The sequence below is a fragment of the Synechococcus sp. CB0205 genome (assembly GCF_000179255.1).
GTDB lineage: Bacteria > Cyanobacteriota > Cyanobacteriia > PCC-6307 > Cyanobiaceae > Vulcanococcus.
In genome coordinates, this window is sequence record NZ_ADXM01000046.1 from 31,266 (window position 1) to 44,864 (window position 13,599).

17 protein-coding genes are annotated in these 13,599 nt (G+C 62.2%); 15 read left to right on the plus strand and 2 right to left on the minus strand.

Annotation, left to right across the window (positions count from 1 at the left end):
• The first annotated feature begins 156 nt into the window (after positions 1–156).
• The 6 genes from CB0205_RS14495 to CB0205_RS0107990 all read left to right on the plus strand — a co-directional run bounded on the left by CB0205_RS14495 (position 157) and on the right by CB0205_RS0107990 (position 4,938).
• A complete protein-coding gene (locus CB0205_RS14495; protein ID WP_010316278.1) occupies positions 157–921 on the plus strand; it encodes a hypothetical protein in 765 nt (254 codons plus the stop codon).
• Between the two features lie 308 nt (positions 922–1,229).
• The gene (locus CB0205_RS0107970) at positions 1,230–2,039 is read left to right on the plus strand and encodes a glycosyltransferase (protein ID WP_010316280.1); all 810 of its coding nucleotides are present in this window, start codon (positions 1,230–1,232) and stop codon (positions 2,037–2,039) included.
• On the plus strand, positions 2,036–3,196 hold the full coding sequence (locus CB0205_RS0107975) for a glycosyltransferase (RefSeq protein ID WP_071777961.1): 1,161 nt from the start codon (positions 2,036–2,038) through the stop codon (positions 3,194–3,196). The genes CB0205_RS0107970 and CB0205_RS0107975 overlap by 4 nt, the downstream gene beginning before the upstream one ends.
• A 24-nt stretch (positions 3,197–3,220) precedes the next feature.
• Entirely contained in the window at positions 3,221–3,853 is a 633-nt protein-coding gene (locus CB0205_RS0107980; RefSeq protein ID WP_010316283.1) for a Uma2 family endonuclease, read from the plus strand.
• 56 nt (positions 3,854–3,909) lie between these two features.
• Complete coding sequence (locus CB0205_RS15980) at positions 3,910–4,311, plus strand: hypothetical protein (RefSeq protein WP_010316285.1); 402 nt, start codon at positions 3,910–3,912, stop codon at positions 4,309–4,311.
• 435 nt (positions 4,312–4,746) lie between these two features.
• The gene (locus tag CB0205_RS0107990; protein WP_010316288.1) at positions 4,747–4,938 is read left to right on the plus strand and encodes a hypothetical protein; all 192 of its coding nucleotides are present in this window, start codon (positions 4,747–4,749) and stop codon (positions 4,936–4,938) included.
• 11 nt (positions 4,939–4,949) lie between these two features.
• Here CB0205_RS0107990 and CB0205_RS0107995 read toward each other — a convergent pair whose 3' ends face one another.
• Both CB0205_RS0107995 and CB0205_RS16510 read right to left on the minus strand, forming a co-directional pair.
• Positions 4,950–5,360 carry a type II toxin-antitoxin system VapC family toxin gene (locus CB0205_RS0107995; RefSeq protein WP_010316290.1) on the minus strand — a complete coding sequence of 137 codons (411 nt, stop codon included), beginning with the start codon at positions 5,358–5,360 and terminating at the stop codon, positions 4,950–4,952.
• Positions 5,361–5,507: 147 nt separating this feature from the next.
• Entirely contained in the window at positions 5,508–5,642 is a 135-nt protein-coding gene (locus CB0205_RS16510; RefSeq protein ID WP_083797926.1) for a type II toxin-antitoxin system Phd/YefM family antitoxin, read from the minus strand.
• Positions 5,643–5,662: 20 nt separating this feature from the next.
• Between CB0205_RS16510 and CB0205_RS0108005 the strand changes: the two genes are divergently transcribed.
• The 9 genes from CB0205_RS0108005 (at position 5,663) to CB0205_RS0108045 (ending at position 13,529) form a co-directional block, all read left to right on the plus strand.
• Positions 5,663–6,028 carry a hypothetical protein gene (locus CB0205_RS0108005; RefSeq protein ID WP_010316296.1) on the plus strand — a complete coding sequence of 122 codons (366 nt, stop codon included), beginning with the start codon at positions 5,663–5,665 and terminating at the stop codon, positions 6,026–6,028.
• A gap of 5 nt (positions 6,029–6,033) precedes the next feature.
• Positions 6,034–7,230 carry a glycosyltransferase family 4 protein gene (locus CB0205_RS0108010; protein ID WP_010316298.1) on the plus strand — a complete coding sequence of 399 codons (1,197 nt, stop codon included), beginning with the start codon at positions 6,034–6,036 and terminating at the stop codon, positions 7,228–7,230.
• A 2-nt stretch (positions 7,231–7,232) separates the two neighbouring features.
• Positions 7,233–8,384, plus strand: coding sequence for a glycosyltransferase family 4 protein (locus CB0205_RS0108015; RefSeq protein WP_043705749.1), 1,152 nt, complete (start codon positions 7,233–7,235; stop codon positions 8,382–8,384).
• 128 nt (positions 8,385–8,512) lie between these two features.
• Positions 8,513–9,739, plus strand: a complete 1,227-nt coding sequence (locus tag CB0205_RS0108020; protein WP_156797880.1) for a hypothetical protein — start codon at positions 8,513–8,515, stop codon at positions 9,737–9,739.
• Positions 9,702–10,814, plus strand: coding sequence for a glycosyltransferase (locus CB0205_RS14505; protein ID WP_010316304.1), 1,113 nt, complete (start codon positions 9,702–9,704; stop codon positions 10,812–10,814). Before CB0205_RS0108020 ends, CB0205_RS14505 begins: the two co-directional genes overlap by 38 nt.
• Positions 10,811–11,662, plus strand: a complete 852-nt coding sequence (locus CB0205_RS0108030; protein WP_010316307.1) for an FkbM family methyltransferase — start codon at positions 10,811–10,813, stop codon at positions 11,660–11,662. The genes CB0205_RS14505 and CB0205_RS0108030 overlap by 4 nt, the downstream gene beginning before the upstream one ends.
• Positions 11,659–12,630 (plus strand): ATP-grasp domain-containing protein, encoded by a 972-nt coding sequence (locus CB0205_RS0108035; RefSeq protein WP_010316309.1) that lies wholly within the window; start codon positions 11,659–11,661, stop codon positions 12,628–12,630. The genes CB0205_RS0108030 and CB0205_RS0108035 overlap by 4 nt, the downstream gene beginning before the upstream one ends.
• The gene (locus tag CB0205_RS14510; RefSeq protein WP_010316311.1) at positions 12,623–13,303 is read left to right on the plus strand and encodes an HAD family hydrolase; all 681 of its coding nucleotides are present in this window, start codon (positions 12,623–12,625) and stop codon (positions 13,301–13,303) included. The genes CB0205_RS0108035 and CB0205_RS14510 overlap by 8 nt, the downstream gene beginning before the upstream one ends.
• Before the next feature lie 67 nt (positions 13,304–13,370).
• Positions 13,371–13,529, plus strand: a complete 159-nt coding sequence (locus tag CB0205_RS0108045) for an acetyltransferase (protein WP_304412082.1) — start codon at positions 13,371–13,373, stop codon at positions 13,527–13,529.
• Positions 13,530–13,599: the final 70 nt, after the last annotated feature.

A 13,599-nucleotide genomic window follows, 5' to 3' on the forward strand; every position in this document is an offset into this window, starting at 1 on the left:
CGATTTAATACCAATCGGTACAGAGAAGTTGTTGTTCACTTGCTATCTTTAATTCTAGTTATAATTCACGTCTCCACTGCCAACGTTCATCAACTCTGCTCGAGACTAAGAGTTCCACTCCCTGTTTTCACTGACTTCAAATCTCTCTGAATCCAAATGCAAGTCATCGACAACCCGCATTACAATGAAGAATTCTACAGCTCAAAAAGAGTGGCGGCTCTTGAGAGTGCTCGGATTGTGCTTTCCCGTCTGCAAGCTCTATACAATTTCACCTCTGTAGTCGATATCGGAAGTGGCGACTGTGTCTGGGGTGTTGCATGTAGTGAAATGAATATAGATGATTATCTTGGAGTAGATGGCGAGTATGCGAGGCAGGTGATTCCGCCCAGCCTGATTGGCAAATTTATTTCCTGTGATCTTGAGGCGCCTGAGGATCTCGCGTTAGGTAGGAAGTATGACTTGGTTGTGTCCCTTGAGGTGGCAGAACACCTGTGTGAAGACTCCGCTTTAGATTTTATTGGAAGCCTTACGAGAGCTGGCGATGTTGTCATGTTCTCTGCTGCTATTCCAGGTCAAGGAGGCAGTAATCATGTGAACGAGCAATGGCAAAGCTATTGGTGTGATCTTTTCGATAAGCATGATTTCGTCCCCTTTGACATTCTCAGACCGTTCATCTGGAATCATCAAGAGGTTTCTGAGTACTACAGGCAGAACATTATTGTCTATTGCAGCAAGTCTCGCTCTGATCTGATTGACGTGTTCAGGGCTTGTGCTCAAGAAGCTGGGCCCTTGTTGGATGTTGTGCATCCGTATACATACGACCGATTGCGTGATTTAACGCGAGCACCCCTGTTTGATTATCTCTCTGCATTTCCTGGCATTCTAAAGCGAGTTTTGATCAATCGCCTCAAGATGTCGTGATATTATCGAGTTCTTTGTATCGCTTGCGATTGCTTCATGTTCTTGAAGGCTTGCAATACGGAGGGGTTGATTCGCTTGCCCTGCTTTTGTGTGCCAAAGGGGACGGGTATTTTCAATCTTATCTTCTAAACGCAGATTCGGGTCTTGTAGATTTCGCTCATCCATTTCTTAGGCTTCATAATTCAAATCTTATTTTAAAAATATACGATTGGTCTCGAGTTGATGGCGTTGTTCTTGGTTGGCGCAGCTTCCGGCTTTGCCGTAGTCTTCGGCTAGATGCGCTCCTGATCTACCCCTGCAACCGACCGATGCTTTGGCTTGCCCTTGGTGCTCGTCTGGCCGGGGTTCGCCGGCTGGCGGTACATCTGGGTAACACCGCTCCAGCTGCCCCCCAGCGTCTACGCACCTGGCACCGCCTACTGCGCTGGTTTCAGCGGCTGGGCGTGGTGGCTGTGCCCTGCACCCAGGCAATTGTTGATTCGCTGCAGCCCCTGCCGCGGGGCCTGCGCCTGGGCCCGGTAATTCCTAACGGCTGCGATACCGCGGCCATTGCAGACCGTGCGGCCGCCTCCCGCGCCCAGCGCCCCCCCGGCGATCCTCGCCGGGTGGTGATGGTGGCCCGGCTCGATCCGATCAAGAATCAGAGCACTCTGATTCGAGCCTTTGCAGCGGCCCGACAGCCCGGCTGGCAGTTACAACTTGTGGGCGATGGACCAGATCGCCATCGGCTGGAGGCCCTGGCGACCGAATCAGGGCTGGATGCATCTGAAGTTTTTCTTGGTCGTCGCAGCGATATTCCCGAACTGTTGGGCCAGGCCGACATCTTTGCCTTTTCCACAACCTCTGCCGAAGGTTTTGGAATCGTGTTGATCGAAGCCATGGCGGCGGGGCTGCCGATCCTGGCCAGCGATGTTCCGGCCTGTCGGGAGGTGCTGCTGGATGCTGCGGCTGGAGATCTGCTACCAGCGGGTGATGACCAGGCCTGGTCCGACCGCCTGTATCAGCTGATGACCCAGCCTGAGGCGCGATCTGCTTTAGCCCAGCGTTCCGTCACCCATGCCGCTCAATACGACATCGTCCACTGCGCGGAGCGCTGGTACAGCCTGTTGACGTCATGAGTGTTACAGCTCCCGTTCAACCCACGCGGCCCCGCCAGTTGCTCTGCTGCGGCGATGCCACAAACTTTGCCACCGCTAGCAACACGCCCTATTTCCTGCTCCAAGCCGGGCTCAAGCGGGGTTTATTCGAGGGCGGCCTGGCTCTACAGCCTGAACAGCTGCACTGGCAGCGCCGTTTCTGGAACCTGCGCCAGCTGCTTTTGAGCGGCAAACCAGGCGGTTTTCAGTACAGCGAGTCCTTTACGCAGGCTCTCCTTGCCCAGGCACAGCTCCCGGCCGATCAGCCCCTGGAGCTGCTCAGTCATTTCCCATTGCTGCCGTCCCACCCCTGGCCCTCTGCTTGGCGTGTTGCCTTTTACATCGATGCCACCACTCGTCAGGTCCTGGAGGATTATGGGGCCGGCGAACGCATTGCCGATGCACACCAGCGCAAACTTCTGAAGCGCGAATGCAGCGCCTACCAGTTGGCGAGCAAGGTGGTGTGTATGGCCCAATGGGCCGCTGATTCGGTGATCACTGACTACGGCATTGATCCCGCCAAGGTGCATGTGGTGCCCGGTGGCGCCAACCTCGATGAGGCCCAGCTGGCCCAGCTGCTGCCAGCCGCACTGCCACACCCGCCCAGCGCAGCGCAGCCTCTGCGGCTTGGTTTTCTCGGCAAGGAGTGGCAACGCAAAGGTGGGCTCTTTCTGCTGGAGCTGGCCGAGGCGCTGCAACAGCGCGGCATCCCCGCTGTGATCCGCGCCATCGGACCCAATCCGGCCCGGTTGCCACCCCACCCGGCTCTGCAGCCCCTGAGTTTCATCAACAAACAGACCGACACAGCACGCTTCGTAGCCGAGCTGCGCAGTTGGCACTTCGGCACGCTGTTTTCGGAGGCGGAGGCCTCTCCACGCTCCAATCTTGAATGCCTTCGATTGGGGGTTCCGTTGATTTCCCACAACGTGGGTGGGATTGCCTCCACCCTGCCCGATGCTGGTAGCGGTCAGCTTTTCCCGGCCCACCCCAGCGCTGCTGAGGTAGCTGACTGGATTACCGCCCGCTTGAACCCCTACGAGGGGTACATCGCCTGGCGAGACGCTTTGGCACTCCGCTGGCGCGAGTTCACTTGGGATGCTGCGGTGGAGCAGCTGGCGGCAATTCTCCAATCCCCTTAGCCTGGAATAACCGGCCCTGGTGCGATGACCCTGGCGCCCCCATCACCTTCAGTTGCCGATCTGCCGGCTCCCCTGCAGCTCCCCTGGGATCTGCGGCTCACTCCGGAGCAGTTTGAGCGGGTGTGCCAGGCCAATCCCGAGGCAGTGCTGGAACTCGCCGCCGATGGACATCTCATCGCCATGACACCCACCGGAGGAGAGACCGGCAGTCGCAACAGCGCCCTGCTGGTGCAGCTGGGTTTGGCGATCCGCCAGAGCGGCCTGCCCTTGAAGCTGTTTGACAGCTCCACTGGTTTCTGGCTGCCCGATTCCTCCGTGCTCAGCCCCGATGCGGCCCTGATGCGGCTGGAGCGCTGGCAGGCTCTCACCCCGGAGCAGCGCCGCAGCTTCCCGCCCCTCTGCCCCGATCTGGTGGTGGAGCTGGCCAGCCCCTCAGATGAGGGTCCGCGTGGCGTGAGTGCCCTGCGCCGGAAAATGGAGCTCTACCGCCGCAATGGCGCCCAGCTCGGCTGGCTGCTGCTGCCCGCCGAGCAGGCCGTGGAGATCTGGCGCGGCGATGCCAGCAACCCGCCGGAGCGTCTGCAGCCTGTCACCCTCGATGCCGGTGCGCTGTTCCCCGGCCTCTCCATTGAGCTGGCTGAGCTGTGGGCGGGGTGACGGCTCCGCGGTAACTTGCCGTGTTACGCGTTAAGAAAGCCCTCTAGGTTGTCGCCATGGACGACAACCTGCGGCGATTGTTGCACCAGAACCTGGTCGATGGCATCGCCATGCACCTGCCGGCTCTCACCAGGTGGGACACCTGGATTCCCCGGGTGCCCGGCAAGGTGCTGGCGGTGATCGGCATGCGCCGCACGGGAAAAACCAGCCTGCTCTGGCAGGAGCTTGCCGGACGCCTCGCTGCTTCTGGGATGGAGCGCTCGGGTCTTCCCTGGATCAGCCTGGAGGATGAGCGGTTGATCGGCGCAGGCGGTCCAGCGCTGAGCGCTCCCTGCTCCAACACCACCTGGAGCGCTATCTGCTGGAGGGTGGCTTCCCCGAGGTGCAGGGCCTTGATGCCCGCAGCCGCCGGGCACTGCTGCTCAGCTATGTGGACAGCACGGTGCTGCGCGACGTGATGAAACGCCCCAACATCCGCAATCCTCTGGCGCTGCAATGGCTGGTGCGCCAGCTGCTCGCCCATGCCGGTGGGGCCTTCAGCGTGAACAAACTGCACCAGGCGATGCGCTCCCAGGGCCTGGCCATCAGCTGCGAACATCTCACTGAACTGGTGCAACACCTGGACAGGCGTTTCTGGTCATCAGCCTGGCTGCCGGTGGTGGTTCCCTGCGCCGGCAGCAAAGCCTGCCCCGCAAGCTCTACCCGATTGATGCTGGCCTCATCCCGCTCTACGACCGCAGCGGCCGTGCCAACCTCGGCCACCCCCTGGAAACAGCGGTCATTGTGGAGCTCAAGCGCCGGGGTGCGTAACTCTGCTACCTGCCCAGCGAGAACGGCCGCGAGGTGGATGCCTTGGCCCTGCTCCCCGATGGTCGCCAGCTGCTGGTGCAGGTGTGTACCAGCCTCATCGATCCCGTACGCGGGAGCGGGAGCTCACCTCCCTGCTGGAGCTGACTGCCACCGCTGCGGGCCGCTCCGCCGAGCCCCTGGTGCTCAGCCTCGACCTGCAACCGCCGGTCCTTGGCTCCGCCGGCAGGGTGCGCTGGCAGCCGGCGATCGAATGGCTGCTGGAGCCCCAGGCTTGAGGTGGTTCGGCTCAGTCGCGGCGAAAGGGGTTCACCAGGCCCACGCCCGTGGGCAGGAAATGCCGTTCATTGCGGGTCACCACCTGCATGCCGTGCTCGAGCGCCGTGGCCGTGAGCATCATGTCGGCGCCGGGATGGCCGATGTCAGCGGCGAGCTGCCCACAGCGCCGGGCGATGGCGGTGTTGATCGGCAGGATCCGTTCGCCATAGAGGCTGTGCAGGTCGTCAAGCCAGCGCTGCAACCGTGCCGCAAACAAGGCATCGCTTCTGCGCTTGAGCTGGATGCCTCGCTGGATCTCTCCGATGCTGATCACGCTCAGGTGCAGAGCATTAGGCGGTTGTTGCGCCAACCAGGCCACCACCGCTGGATCGCGATCGCGTTTGCGCAGTTCCGAGAGCACCATCGTGTCGAGCAGCAGCATCACGAGCTCCCCTCAGTGCTCCGGCTCGGCCTGCCAGGGGCGCGGCTCAAGTTCGGCTGCTTCAAACGGTTCGTCGTCCGGGGGCAGGGCCAGCAGCAGCTCCGCCAGGCTAGGTTGGTGCAGCATTTCCAGCGCCTTGAGGCGTTCTTAGTCGGCGGCAGCGATCACGACCGTCGCGGGCTGGCCGCGCCGTGTCACCAACTGCGGCCTGCCCCCCAGTGCCGCCTCCACCACCGCACTGAATCGATTTTTGGCGTCCTGCAGGGACCAGACCTCCGCCATCATCACTCTCTCCTGGCTAGATGAACGGGCTAGCTGGAAGCCATTTTTGCCGCCCTGCCCTCCTTGTTCCCTGCGGCCTGCGCACGATCTGGAGCTCCCCTGCCAACCGCGCCCCCGGCGTCCTGCCAGCCCTGGCCCGCTGCCTGCGGCGCAGTGGCGCCTGGGGTAGCCACCAGCTGCAGAAGCAGCCGGACCTGTTCCCGGCCCAGGGGATGCCTTCGCGCTGGCAGTACCGCTTCTATCTCTATCGCCCCCTCAGCAATACCCTCGTGCCCTATGCCGCCGATACCCAAGGCCGCTGGCCCCCGCGCCACGGCGACAACGTGCTGGCGATCCATGCCAGTGCGGTGGATTGGGTGGCGCGCCGGCTGTGCGAGCTGGAGTAACAGCCATGGCTGAAGCCCAACATGCCGCTCGCCGCTATGCCGTGCTACAGGCCGGGGCCCGCATGCACTACGCCGTGCCAGCCCTTTTGGCCCGCGCCAGGGCTCTATCGGCGTTCTACACCGACTTGCACAGCAGTCACCGGCCTTTGCAGCTGCTCCAGGCGCTCTGGCCTCCGGCGCTCCAGCCCAAGCCACTCAAGCGCCTGCTGGGCCGCCAGCTGCCTGATGATCTGCCCCGCCAGCTGGTGCGCGACCAACCTCTGGCCAGCCTGAGCTGGGCCCGCCGAGGTTCACGCAGCGATGCCCTGGTGCTGGTGCGCGCCTGCCGCGAGCGCTTCGCTGGTGCAAATGCTCTCTACACCAACTTCATCAACAACGACATCGATGCTGTTCTCCAGGCCAGAGACAAGGGCCTGCATGTGGTGCATGAGCTGATCATCGGCGCCGATGTGGGCCGCATCCTGCTGGAGGAGCGCCGCCGCTATCCCGGCATCGAACCCGAAGGCGAGCCGGAGGAGGTGGTGGAGGCCGGCATCGCCCGCGACCGGCAGAAGTGGGCCCTCAGCGATCAGGTGCTGGTGCCCTCCGACTACTGCCGCCAGAGCTCCATCGCCCTGGGCTGTGATCCGAGAAAGATCAGCCTTGTGCCCTATGGCATCCCCGAGCACTGGTTTGAGCTGGTGCACGATCCGCAGCCCGGCCGCATCCTGTTTGTGGGCCAGGTGGGACTGCGCAAGGGCAACCATGTGCTGGCGGAAGCCTGCCGGCTGCTGAAACGCCGTGGGCTCTCCTTTGAGTGCCGCGTGGCTGGCCCGGCCCAGGTGGATGTTACCCACCCACTGTTCCAGGGCCCCACCTATCTGGGCCAGGTGCCCCGCAGCCAGATCCGTGAGGAGTTCCGCCGGGCGGACATCTTTGTGCTGCCCACCCTGGCGGATAGTTTTGGCCTGGTGCACCTGGAGGCGATGGCCTGCGGGGTACCCGTGGTCACCACGCCCCACTGCGGTTCCGTGGTGCGGGATGGAGTGGATGGTTTCATCGTGCCGATTCGCGATGCTGGGGCACTCGCCGATCGCCTGCAACTGTTGCTGGAGGACCACGGCTTGCGCAAGCTGATAGGTGCTTCCGCCCGCGAGCTTGCCCGAGATTTCACCTGGGCTTGCTATGGCGAGCGGTTGCTAACGGCTCTGGGTGTGGGTTGAGCATGCAGGTGCTTTTTGCCTTGCACCGCGTCGGCCCCTACCACCGGGTGCGCCTCGTGGCGGCAGCGCAAACCGGCCTTCAGCTCACGGTGCTCCAGACCCGGCCCCAATCCCAGGAATACCCCTGGCGTTTTAATCCCGCCGGCCCCTACGCCCTGGAGTGCCTCAGGGGTGCTCCCGATCCCGATGCTGATCCCCCCCTGGCCCACTTGGATGGTCAGCTGGCGGGTCTGCTCGATCGCTGCCAGCCCCATGTGATTGTGAGTGTTGGCTGGGCCGATCCGGCCTACCAGCGCCTGCTGCTGGCCGCCCACCGCCGCCGCATCCCCCTGGTGATTGTGAGCGACAGCCGCCGGCGTGATGAACCGCGCACGGCCGCCAAGGAGTGGCTCAAACGCCAGCTGCTGCGCGGCTATTCGGCGGCGGTGGTGGCAGGCAGCGAAAGCCGGGCCTATCTGGAGACCCTGGGATTTCCCTTGGCTGCGATCGCACAACCCTGGGATGTGGTGGATCACGCGTTCTTCGAGGCCGCCGCCGCCCAGGCCGGACCCCGCCAGCCCCACTTTCTCTGTGTGAGCCGCTTCGTTGAGAAGAAAAACCACAGCGGCTTGCTCCAGGCCTTCGGTGCCTACCAGCGCCAAGGCGGCAGCTGGGGCCTGCAGCTCGTGGGCAGCGGCCCCTTGAAGGCCGCCATCGCTGCTCAGATCCGTGACCTGCCTGACCCCGCCCGCGTGCAGCTGCAGCCATTCGCCCAGCTCGAGGAGCTGGGCCGCCTCTACGGCCAGGCCAGCGCCTTCGTACTTGCCAGCAGCAGCGACCAATGGGGCCTGGTGGTGAACGAGGCCATGGCCGCCGGCCTGCCCTGCCTGGTGAGCAGCGCCTGCGGCTGCGCCGTGGATCTGATCGAGCACGGCAGCACCGGCTGGTGCTTCGACCCTGCAGCACCTGGCGAACTCACCGCGCTCTTTCACGCTGCCGAGCAGCAATCAGCCGAAAGCAGGCAGGCGATGATGAGAGCAGCTCGGCAGCGCCTGGAGGCCTTCACCCCCGCCAGCTTCGCTCACGGCCTGTCTCAGGCCGTGAATCGCGCCATCTCCCAACCGCGTTTCTCGCGTCGCGCCGCATTGGCGGCACAGTTGCTCAGTCTGCGATGAATGATCCTTCACTGCTGAGCTTCAGCGAGCAGGTCTGGCTGGTGCTGGTGCTGATTCAGATCCTTGGATTGTTTGTCTGGTGTTGGTCTCAGCCGCAGCAAAACCTCGCCTGGTTTCAGCCACCGGTGATGCTCAGTGTGATCTTCCTGTATTACACCGTTGCTGGTCCCTTGCATGCTTTGCAACAGGGTGACTGGACTGATCGCGGTGTAGATCTCCGCTATGGGATGGAGATTGCCTGGCAGGGCGCTGCGATCTCTTTCGCTGCCTTTCTTGTGAGCTATGGTCTGATTCGTCAACAGCTGCCGCCGCCGCGTCGCAGCACCGGCTTTGACTCCAGACAGGCCTGGCGGCTCGGGCAAACCCTGAACGTTTTAGGGATCACATTTTTTGGACTGCTCACGGGTCCACGCCTGCTGTTTCTGCTCAATCCCCTTACGGCGCGACAGGTCGAAGCTGTGGGCCGGGGTCTGGATTTCGGGCCGTTCGCTAACTATGCCGGCCTTGCTGTGAACTTTCTGATTCCAGGCATTCTGCTGCTCACCGCGGTCTGGGCCAGTCAACGCCGAGGAGGCCTGCAGTTGTTGCTTTGGCTGATCGCCGCCAGCGGCATCTACACCACACTCGGCTTTCGCTACAGACTCGCCCTGTTGTTTTCAGGCGTTCTGTTGGTGTTCTACCTGGCTCGGGGGCGCCAGCCTCGTGCTGGTGTGGTGATCCCTGCGGTGGCTGGTTTGTTGGGTCTGGCCGGCTTGATCGGTTTGACCCGGAGCTACGGTCGGGGTTTGAATTTGTCTGGTATAGAAGGCCTTGGTTTCTGGGATCTGGTGCTGGCTGGTTTTGGAGAATCGGGTATCTTTCTCACCTCAGGAGGTGTTATGGCCCTCACCCCCTCTGATATCTCGTATGTGGGGATCACTCCTCTGGTCAACACGGTGCTTTTTCCAATCCCTTCGCAACTCCTACCGGGCAAGGACAGCGCTGCTTACCTGTTAGACGCCACGGCTGTCGTCTACAACAGCTCTGTGCATAATGCGGGCGCTGCGTTTCTGAATTACGCCGAATACTTTTTAATGGGCGGCTGGCCGGCGCTGATCGTTGGTTATCTGCTCCTTGGCTGGCTCTGTCGTCGTCTCTGGCTCTGGTTTCTCTGGCGTCGTCAGGAACCGATCGCCCAGGTCACTTACGTTTGTGCAGTCACCTTTTTGTATGTGGTGGTGAGTCGCGGTTATCTGCCCCAGGTCGTGATGCTCTTCGGTTTCACCGTCTTGCCCTTGTTCTTTTACTACTACCGCATCAGTCGCCCTGTGCTCAGGCATGATCCGCGTTCAGCACCTGCTGCCCAGCCTCGCTGAATCTGCGGCTGGTCTGGCCACTGCCGTACGCGGGCTTGAACTGGCGCAGCGGCAGGCTGGGATGGATGCCACCGCCCTAGGCGCCGATCAGGTCGCGGCGATTGGCAGAGCCAGCGCCTTGGCGCGCTCCTGTCAGGGAGCCGATGTGGTGCACAGCCATGGTCTCTGGTTGGCACCGTCCCGTGCCAGTCGCCGCCTGCGTCGCTCAGGCGTTCCCACGGTGGTTGCCCCCCACGGCATGCTCGATCCCTGGGCCTGGCAGCGACGCCGAGCCCTGAAGCAGTTGCTCTGGTGGGCCGGTGAGCAGCGCAGCGTGGAGCGCGCCTCCTGTCTGCAGGCGCTTTGCACCGCTGAGCGCGATGCGATTCGTGCTCTTGGCATCACCGCCCCGATCGCCTTGATTCCCAACGGTGTGGCCTTGCCCCAGATCACTGGCGCAGCCAGGGCTGCGCTTCCCCGCGCCCCCTGGCTCGCCCATGGCGTGCCTGAAGACGCGCCGGTGCTGCTGTTCCTGGGCCGTTTTCACAACAAGAAGGGGATCAGCCCCCTGCTCAGTGCCTGGGCACGACTGCGTGAGGGGGCGGCCTATGGCGATCAGTCCTGGTTGGTGCTGGCTGGCTTCGGGGACGGCGGAGCACTGGCCTATCAACTTCTGCGTTCTCCCATTCCGCAGGTGTGCGTGCTTGGCCCCCTGCACGGTGCCGCAAAGGCCAGCGCTTTGGCTCATGCCCGGGGTTTTGTGCTCCCCTCCTTCAGTGAGGGCTTGCCGATGGCGGCTCTGGAGGCGATGAGCTGGGAGCTGCCGTGTTTGCTTTCATCCGCCTGCAACCTTCCGGAGGCCTTCGATGCTGGTGCCGCCTGGCAGGCGCCTCCGGATCCCGAGGCACTGCTGCCGGTGTTGCGGCGTTGGCACTCCGCTGCCCTGAGCAGGAGCGCTGAGCTTGCGGCGATGGGGCAGGCCGGGCGCCAGCTGGTGGCTGAAAGGTTCAGCTGGCCTTCGGTGGCCTCACAAACAGTGGGCCTCTACCAATGGCTGCTTGGCAGCGCTCCCCCTCCAGACTGTCTCCGCTTGTGAATCCCCTGAAATCGCTCTACAGCAATCCTCAGTTGCGCAAGCTGGTGCTGCCACTTCTTAAGGCGATCAACCGTGACATCACCGTACGCCACCACTGGACCGGTGAACCGCTCGTCTTGAGCCTGTTTGAACACAAGGGCTATTGGTTTCATGGGGCAGACCGCGAGCGCGCGGAAATGGTCGCCTTCGCCGCCTTGTTGCAACCCGGAGATTGCGTGCTGGAGGTTGGTGGCCACATCGGCTATACCGCCCTGCATTTAGCCCAACTGGTGGGTGAGGGCGGCCAGCTGGTGATCTTTGAACCTGGCCCCAACAACCTTCCTTACATCCGACGGAACCTCGCCGGTAAAGCACACGTGCAATTGATCGAAGCAGCCTGCTCCGATCAAGACGGCTCTGCCACCTTCCATCTCGACAACATTACCGGTCAGAACAACTCTCTTGTAGCCGATTTTCGTGGCCTGCAGATCACTGCTGCCCACACACCAGGCGTCACCCTTCGCACTACTACGGTCACGGTGCCCACCGTGAGTCTTACCGATTGGTGCCAGCACCAGCAATGCCTGCCCCAGTTGATCAAGATCGATGTGGAAGGCCATGAGCTAGCCGTACTCCGAGGTGCCCTGCCATTACTCCAACAGCGCAAGCCGCCGATCCTGATGGTGGAGATCCAGGTCGATCACGGCGAGATCGGCCAGTTGCTTCGCCATGATTGTGGTTATCAGTTGTTCAATGCGGCGGGCCAACTGCTCCCCGCCTATGCCAGTCCTGGCGGTGATGTGTTTGCCCTTCACCCCGCCTGGCACGCAACGGCCCTGCAGCGCTGGCAGGGGTGCGCTCATCGATGAATCCGCCGCCCACACTCCTCCTCTCCAGTGCCGGTCGCCGCGTGGAGCTGCTCCAGGCTCTGCAGCAGGCATCCCGCAGCTTGCTGGGGCCTGAAGCCCGTGTGATCGCCACCGACCTTCATCCAGATCTGTCTGCGGCTTGCGCTCTGGCCGATGGCGCCTATGCCATGCCAAGGGTCACCGATCCCGCTTTCCCCGATGCCCTTCTCGCGCTGTGCCAGGAGCAGGGGGTAGTGCTGGTGATCCCCACGATCGACACGGAACTGCTGGTGCTCGCTCAGGCCAGCTCGGCCTTCGCGGCAGCCGATGTGCAGGTGTTGATCAGCGAGCCGGAACTCGTATCCGCCTGCCGCGATAAGCGCCGCACCGCCGATCTCTTCGCGGCGATCGGCCTGCCCAGCCCAGCGGTGCTGGATCCGGCCCATCTCCGCTTCCCCTGCTTTCTCAAGCCGGTGGATGGCAGCTGCAGCCAGGGCGTTCGGCCCATTCCCAGCGAACACCACCTCACCGCGGCGGAGCGCAGCGATCCCCGCAACCTCTTCCAGGAGCTGATTCCGCCCCATTGGCAGGAATACACGGTGGATGCCTGGTATGGCCGCGATGGCCGGCTCCTGGCGATGGTGCCCCGCCAAAGGCTGGAAACCCGCGGTGGCGAGATCAGCAAAGGCATCACCCGAAAGGACGGTGTGATTTCCCTGCTGCGCCCTTGCCTTGAACGGATTCAAGGTGCTCGGGGCTGTTTAACCGTGCAGGTCTTCACCAACCCCGAGCGCGATCGCCTGCTCGGTGTGGAGATCAATCCACGTTTCGGTGGAGGTTATCCACTGAGCCATGCCGCTGGCGTCAATTTCCCCGAGCTGTTGATTCGCGAATGGTTGCTTGGTGAGACTCCCTCCTCAATTGATGACTGGCAGGCTGATCTGCTGATGTTGCGATACGACAGCATGGTTCTTCGCGCCGATGCCTGACCTCAGCCGTTGGGTGGTGGCACTTGATCTGGATGACACCCTGATTTCTGAACGCCAGTATCTGTATTCCGGGATTGCGGCTGTTGAGTCACATTTGGAATCCCTGCATTCCTGCTCCATGGCTGGTGTGCTGGTGGCAGCCCACCGCAACGGCATCAGTGATCTCTGGGGTCATGCCTGTGCCCTGCTTGGGCTGCCGTCCTCAGTGGCAGAGTCGTTGCTCTGGGTGTACCGGTTGCACACTCCTGTTCTTGAGCTTCTACCAGGAATTGGGCAGCTTCTTTGTGACCTCCAGGGATGTGGTGTTCAGTTGGTTGTGCTCACAGATGGTCGATCAATCAGTCAGCGACTCAAGCTTCAGGCTGTCGGCCTCCAGCATTTGCGGGTGTTGATCTCAGAAGAGTGGCAATCCACCAAGCCATCGCCAGAGCGTTTTCTAGAGATTGAAAGGCTGTGGCCCAATCGGCGCTACGCCGCCATCGCTGATAATCCAACCAAAGATTTCGTTTGCCCAAATCAGAGGGGCTGGCTCAGCCTCGGTGCAGCCTGGTGTCCTGATCCGATTCATCTGGTTCCGCGGCAGTCAGTCCGCAGTCCCGCGGATCCCGGTACTGAGATGCTTCCTGATGTGTGGCTCAGCCAGCCCCGCGAGGTGATCTCCTGGCTCATCTGAACCCAGCACGGTGCCATGTTCTGATAGCTCAGCAGATCCGTGAATCATGGACTGATCAATACACTTGGTGGCAGAGCGCAGCTGGATCGGGATCGGCGCTTCCGTGATCCAACAGATCCGCATCGGTGCCGATGTGATCGTTGGCGCCGGTGCCGCAGTGGTGAGCGATCTGCCCGATGGCGTCACCGCTGTTGGCGTGCCGGCGAGGGTGCGGGCTCTGGCGTGAAGCAGCTAGGCCTGCGCGAAGCGGCATCTAGATGTCTCGGTGGAGTGTCCAGCTTTTATGTCTCTTGCTT

Bases quoted from the DNA above. Each gene is read 5' to 3' on its own strand.
- CB0205_RS14495 (WP_010316278.1), top strand. From the start codon at position 157: ATGCAAGTCATCGACAACCCGCATTACAATGAAGAATTCTACAGCTCA.
- CB0205_RS0107970 (WP_010316280.1), top strand. From the start codon at position 1,230: ATGCTTTGGCTTGCCCTTGGTGCTCGTCTGGCCGGGGTTCGCCGGCTG.
- CB0205_RS0107975 (WP_071777961.1), top strand. From the start codon at position 2,036: ATGAGTGTTACAGCTCCCGTTCAACCCACGCGGCCCCGCCAGTTGCTC.
- CB0205_RS0107980 (WP_010316283.1), top strand. From the start codon at position 3,221: ATGACCCTGGCGCCCCCATCACCTTCAGTTGCCGATCTGCCGGCTCCC.
- CB0205_RS15980 (WP_010316285.1), top strand. From the start codon at position 3,910: ATGGACGACAACCTGCGGCGATTGTTGCACCAGAACCTGGTCGATGGC.
- CB0205_RS0107995 (WP_010316290.1), bottom strand. From the start codon at position 5,360: ATGCTGCTGCTCGACACGATGGTGCTCTCGGAACTGCGCAAACGCGAT.
- CB0205_RS16510 (WP_083797926.1), bottom strand. From the start codon at position 5,642: ATGGCGGAGGTCTGGTCCCTGCAGGACGCCAAAAATCGATTCAGTGCG.
- CB0205_RS0108005 (WP_010316296.1), top strand. From the start codon at position 5,663: ATGAACGGGCTAGCTGGAAGCCATTTTTGCCGCCCTGCCCTCCTTGTT.
- CB0205_RS0108010 (WP_010316298.1), top strand. From the start codon at position 6,034: ATGGCTGAAGCCCAACATGCCGCTCGCCGCTATGCCGTGCTACAGGCC.
- CB0205_RS0108015 (WP_043705749.1), top strand. From the start codon at position 7,233: ATGCAGGTGCTTTTTGCCTTGCACCGCGTCGGCCCCTACCACCGGGTG.
- CB0205_RS0108020 (WP_156797880.1), top strand. From the start codon at position 8,513: ATGCTCAGTGTGATCTTCCTGTATTACACCGTTGCTGGTCCCTTGCAT.
- CB0205_RS14505 (WP_010316304.1), top strand. From the start codon at position 9,702: ATGATCCGCGTTCAGCACCTGCTGCCCAGCCTCGCTGAATCTGCGGCT.
- CB0205_RS0108035 (WP_010316309.1), top strand. From the start codon at position 11,659: ATGAATCCGCCGCCCACACTCCTCCTCTCCAGTGCCGGTCGCCGCGTG.
- CB0205_RS14510 (WP_010316311.1), top strand. From the start codon at position 12,623: ATGCCTGACCTCAGCCGTTGGGTGGTGGCACTTGATCTGGATGACACC.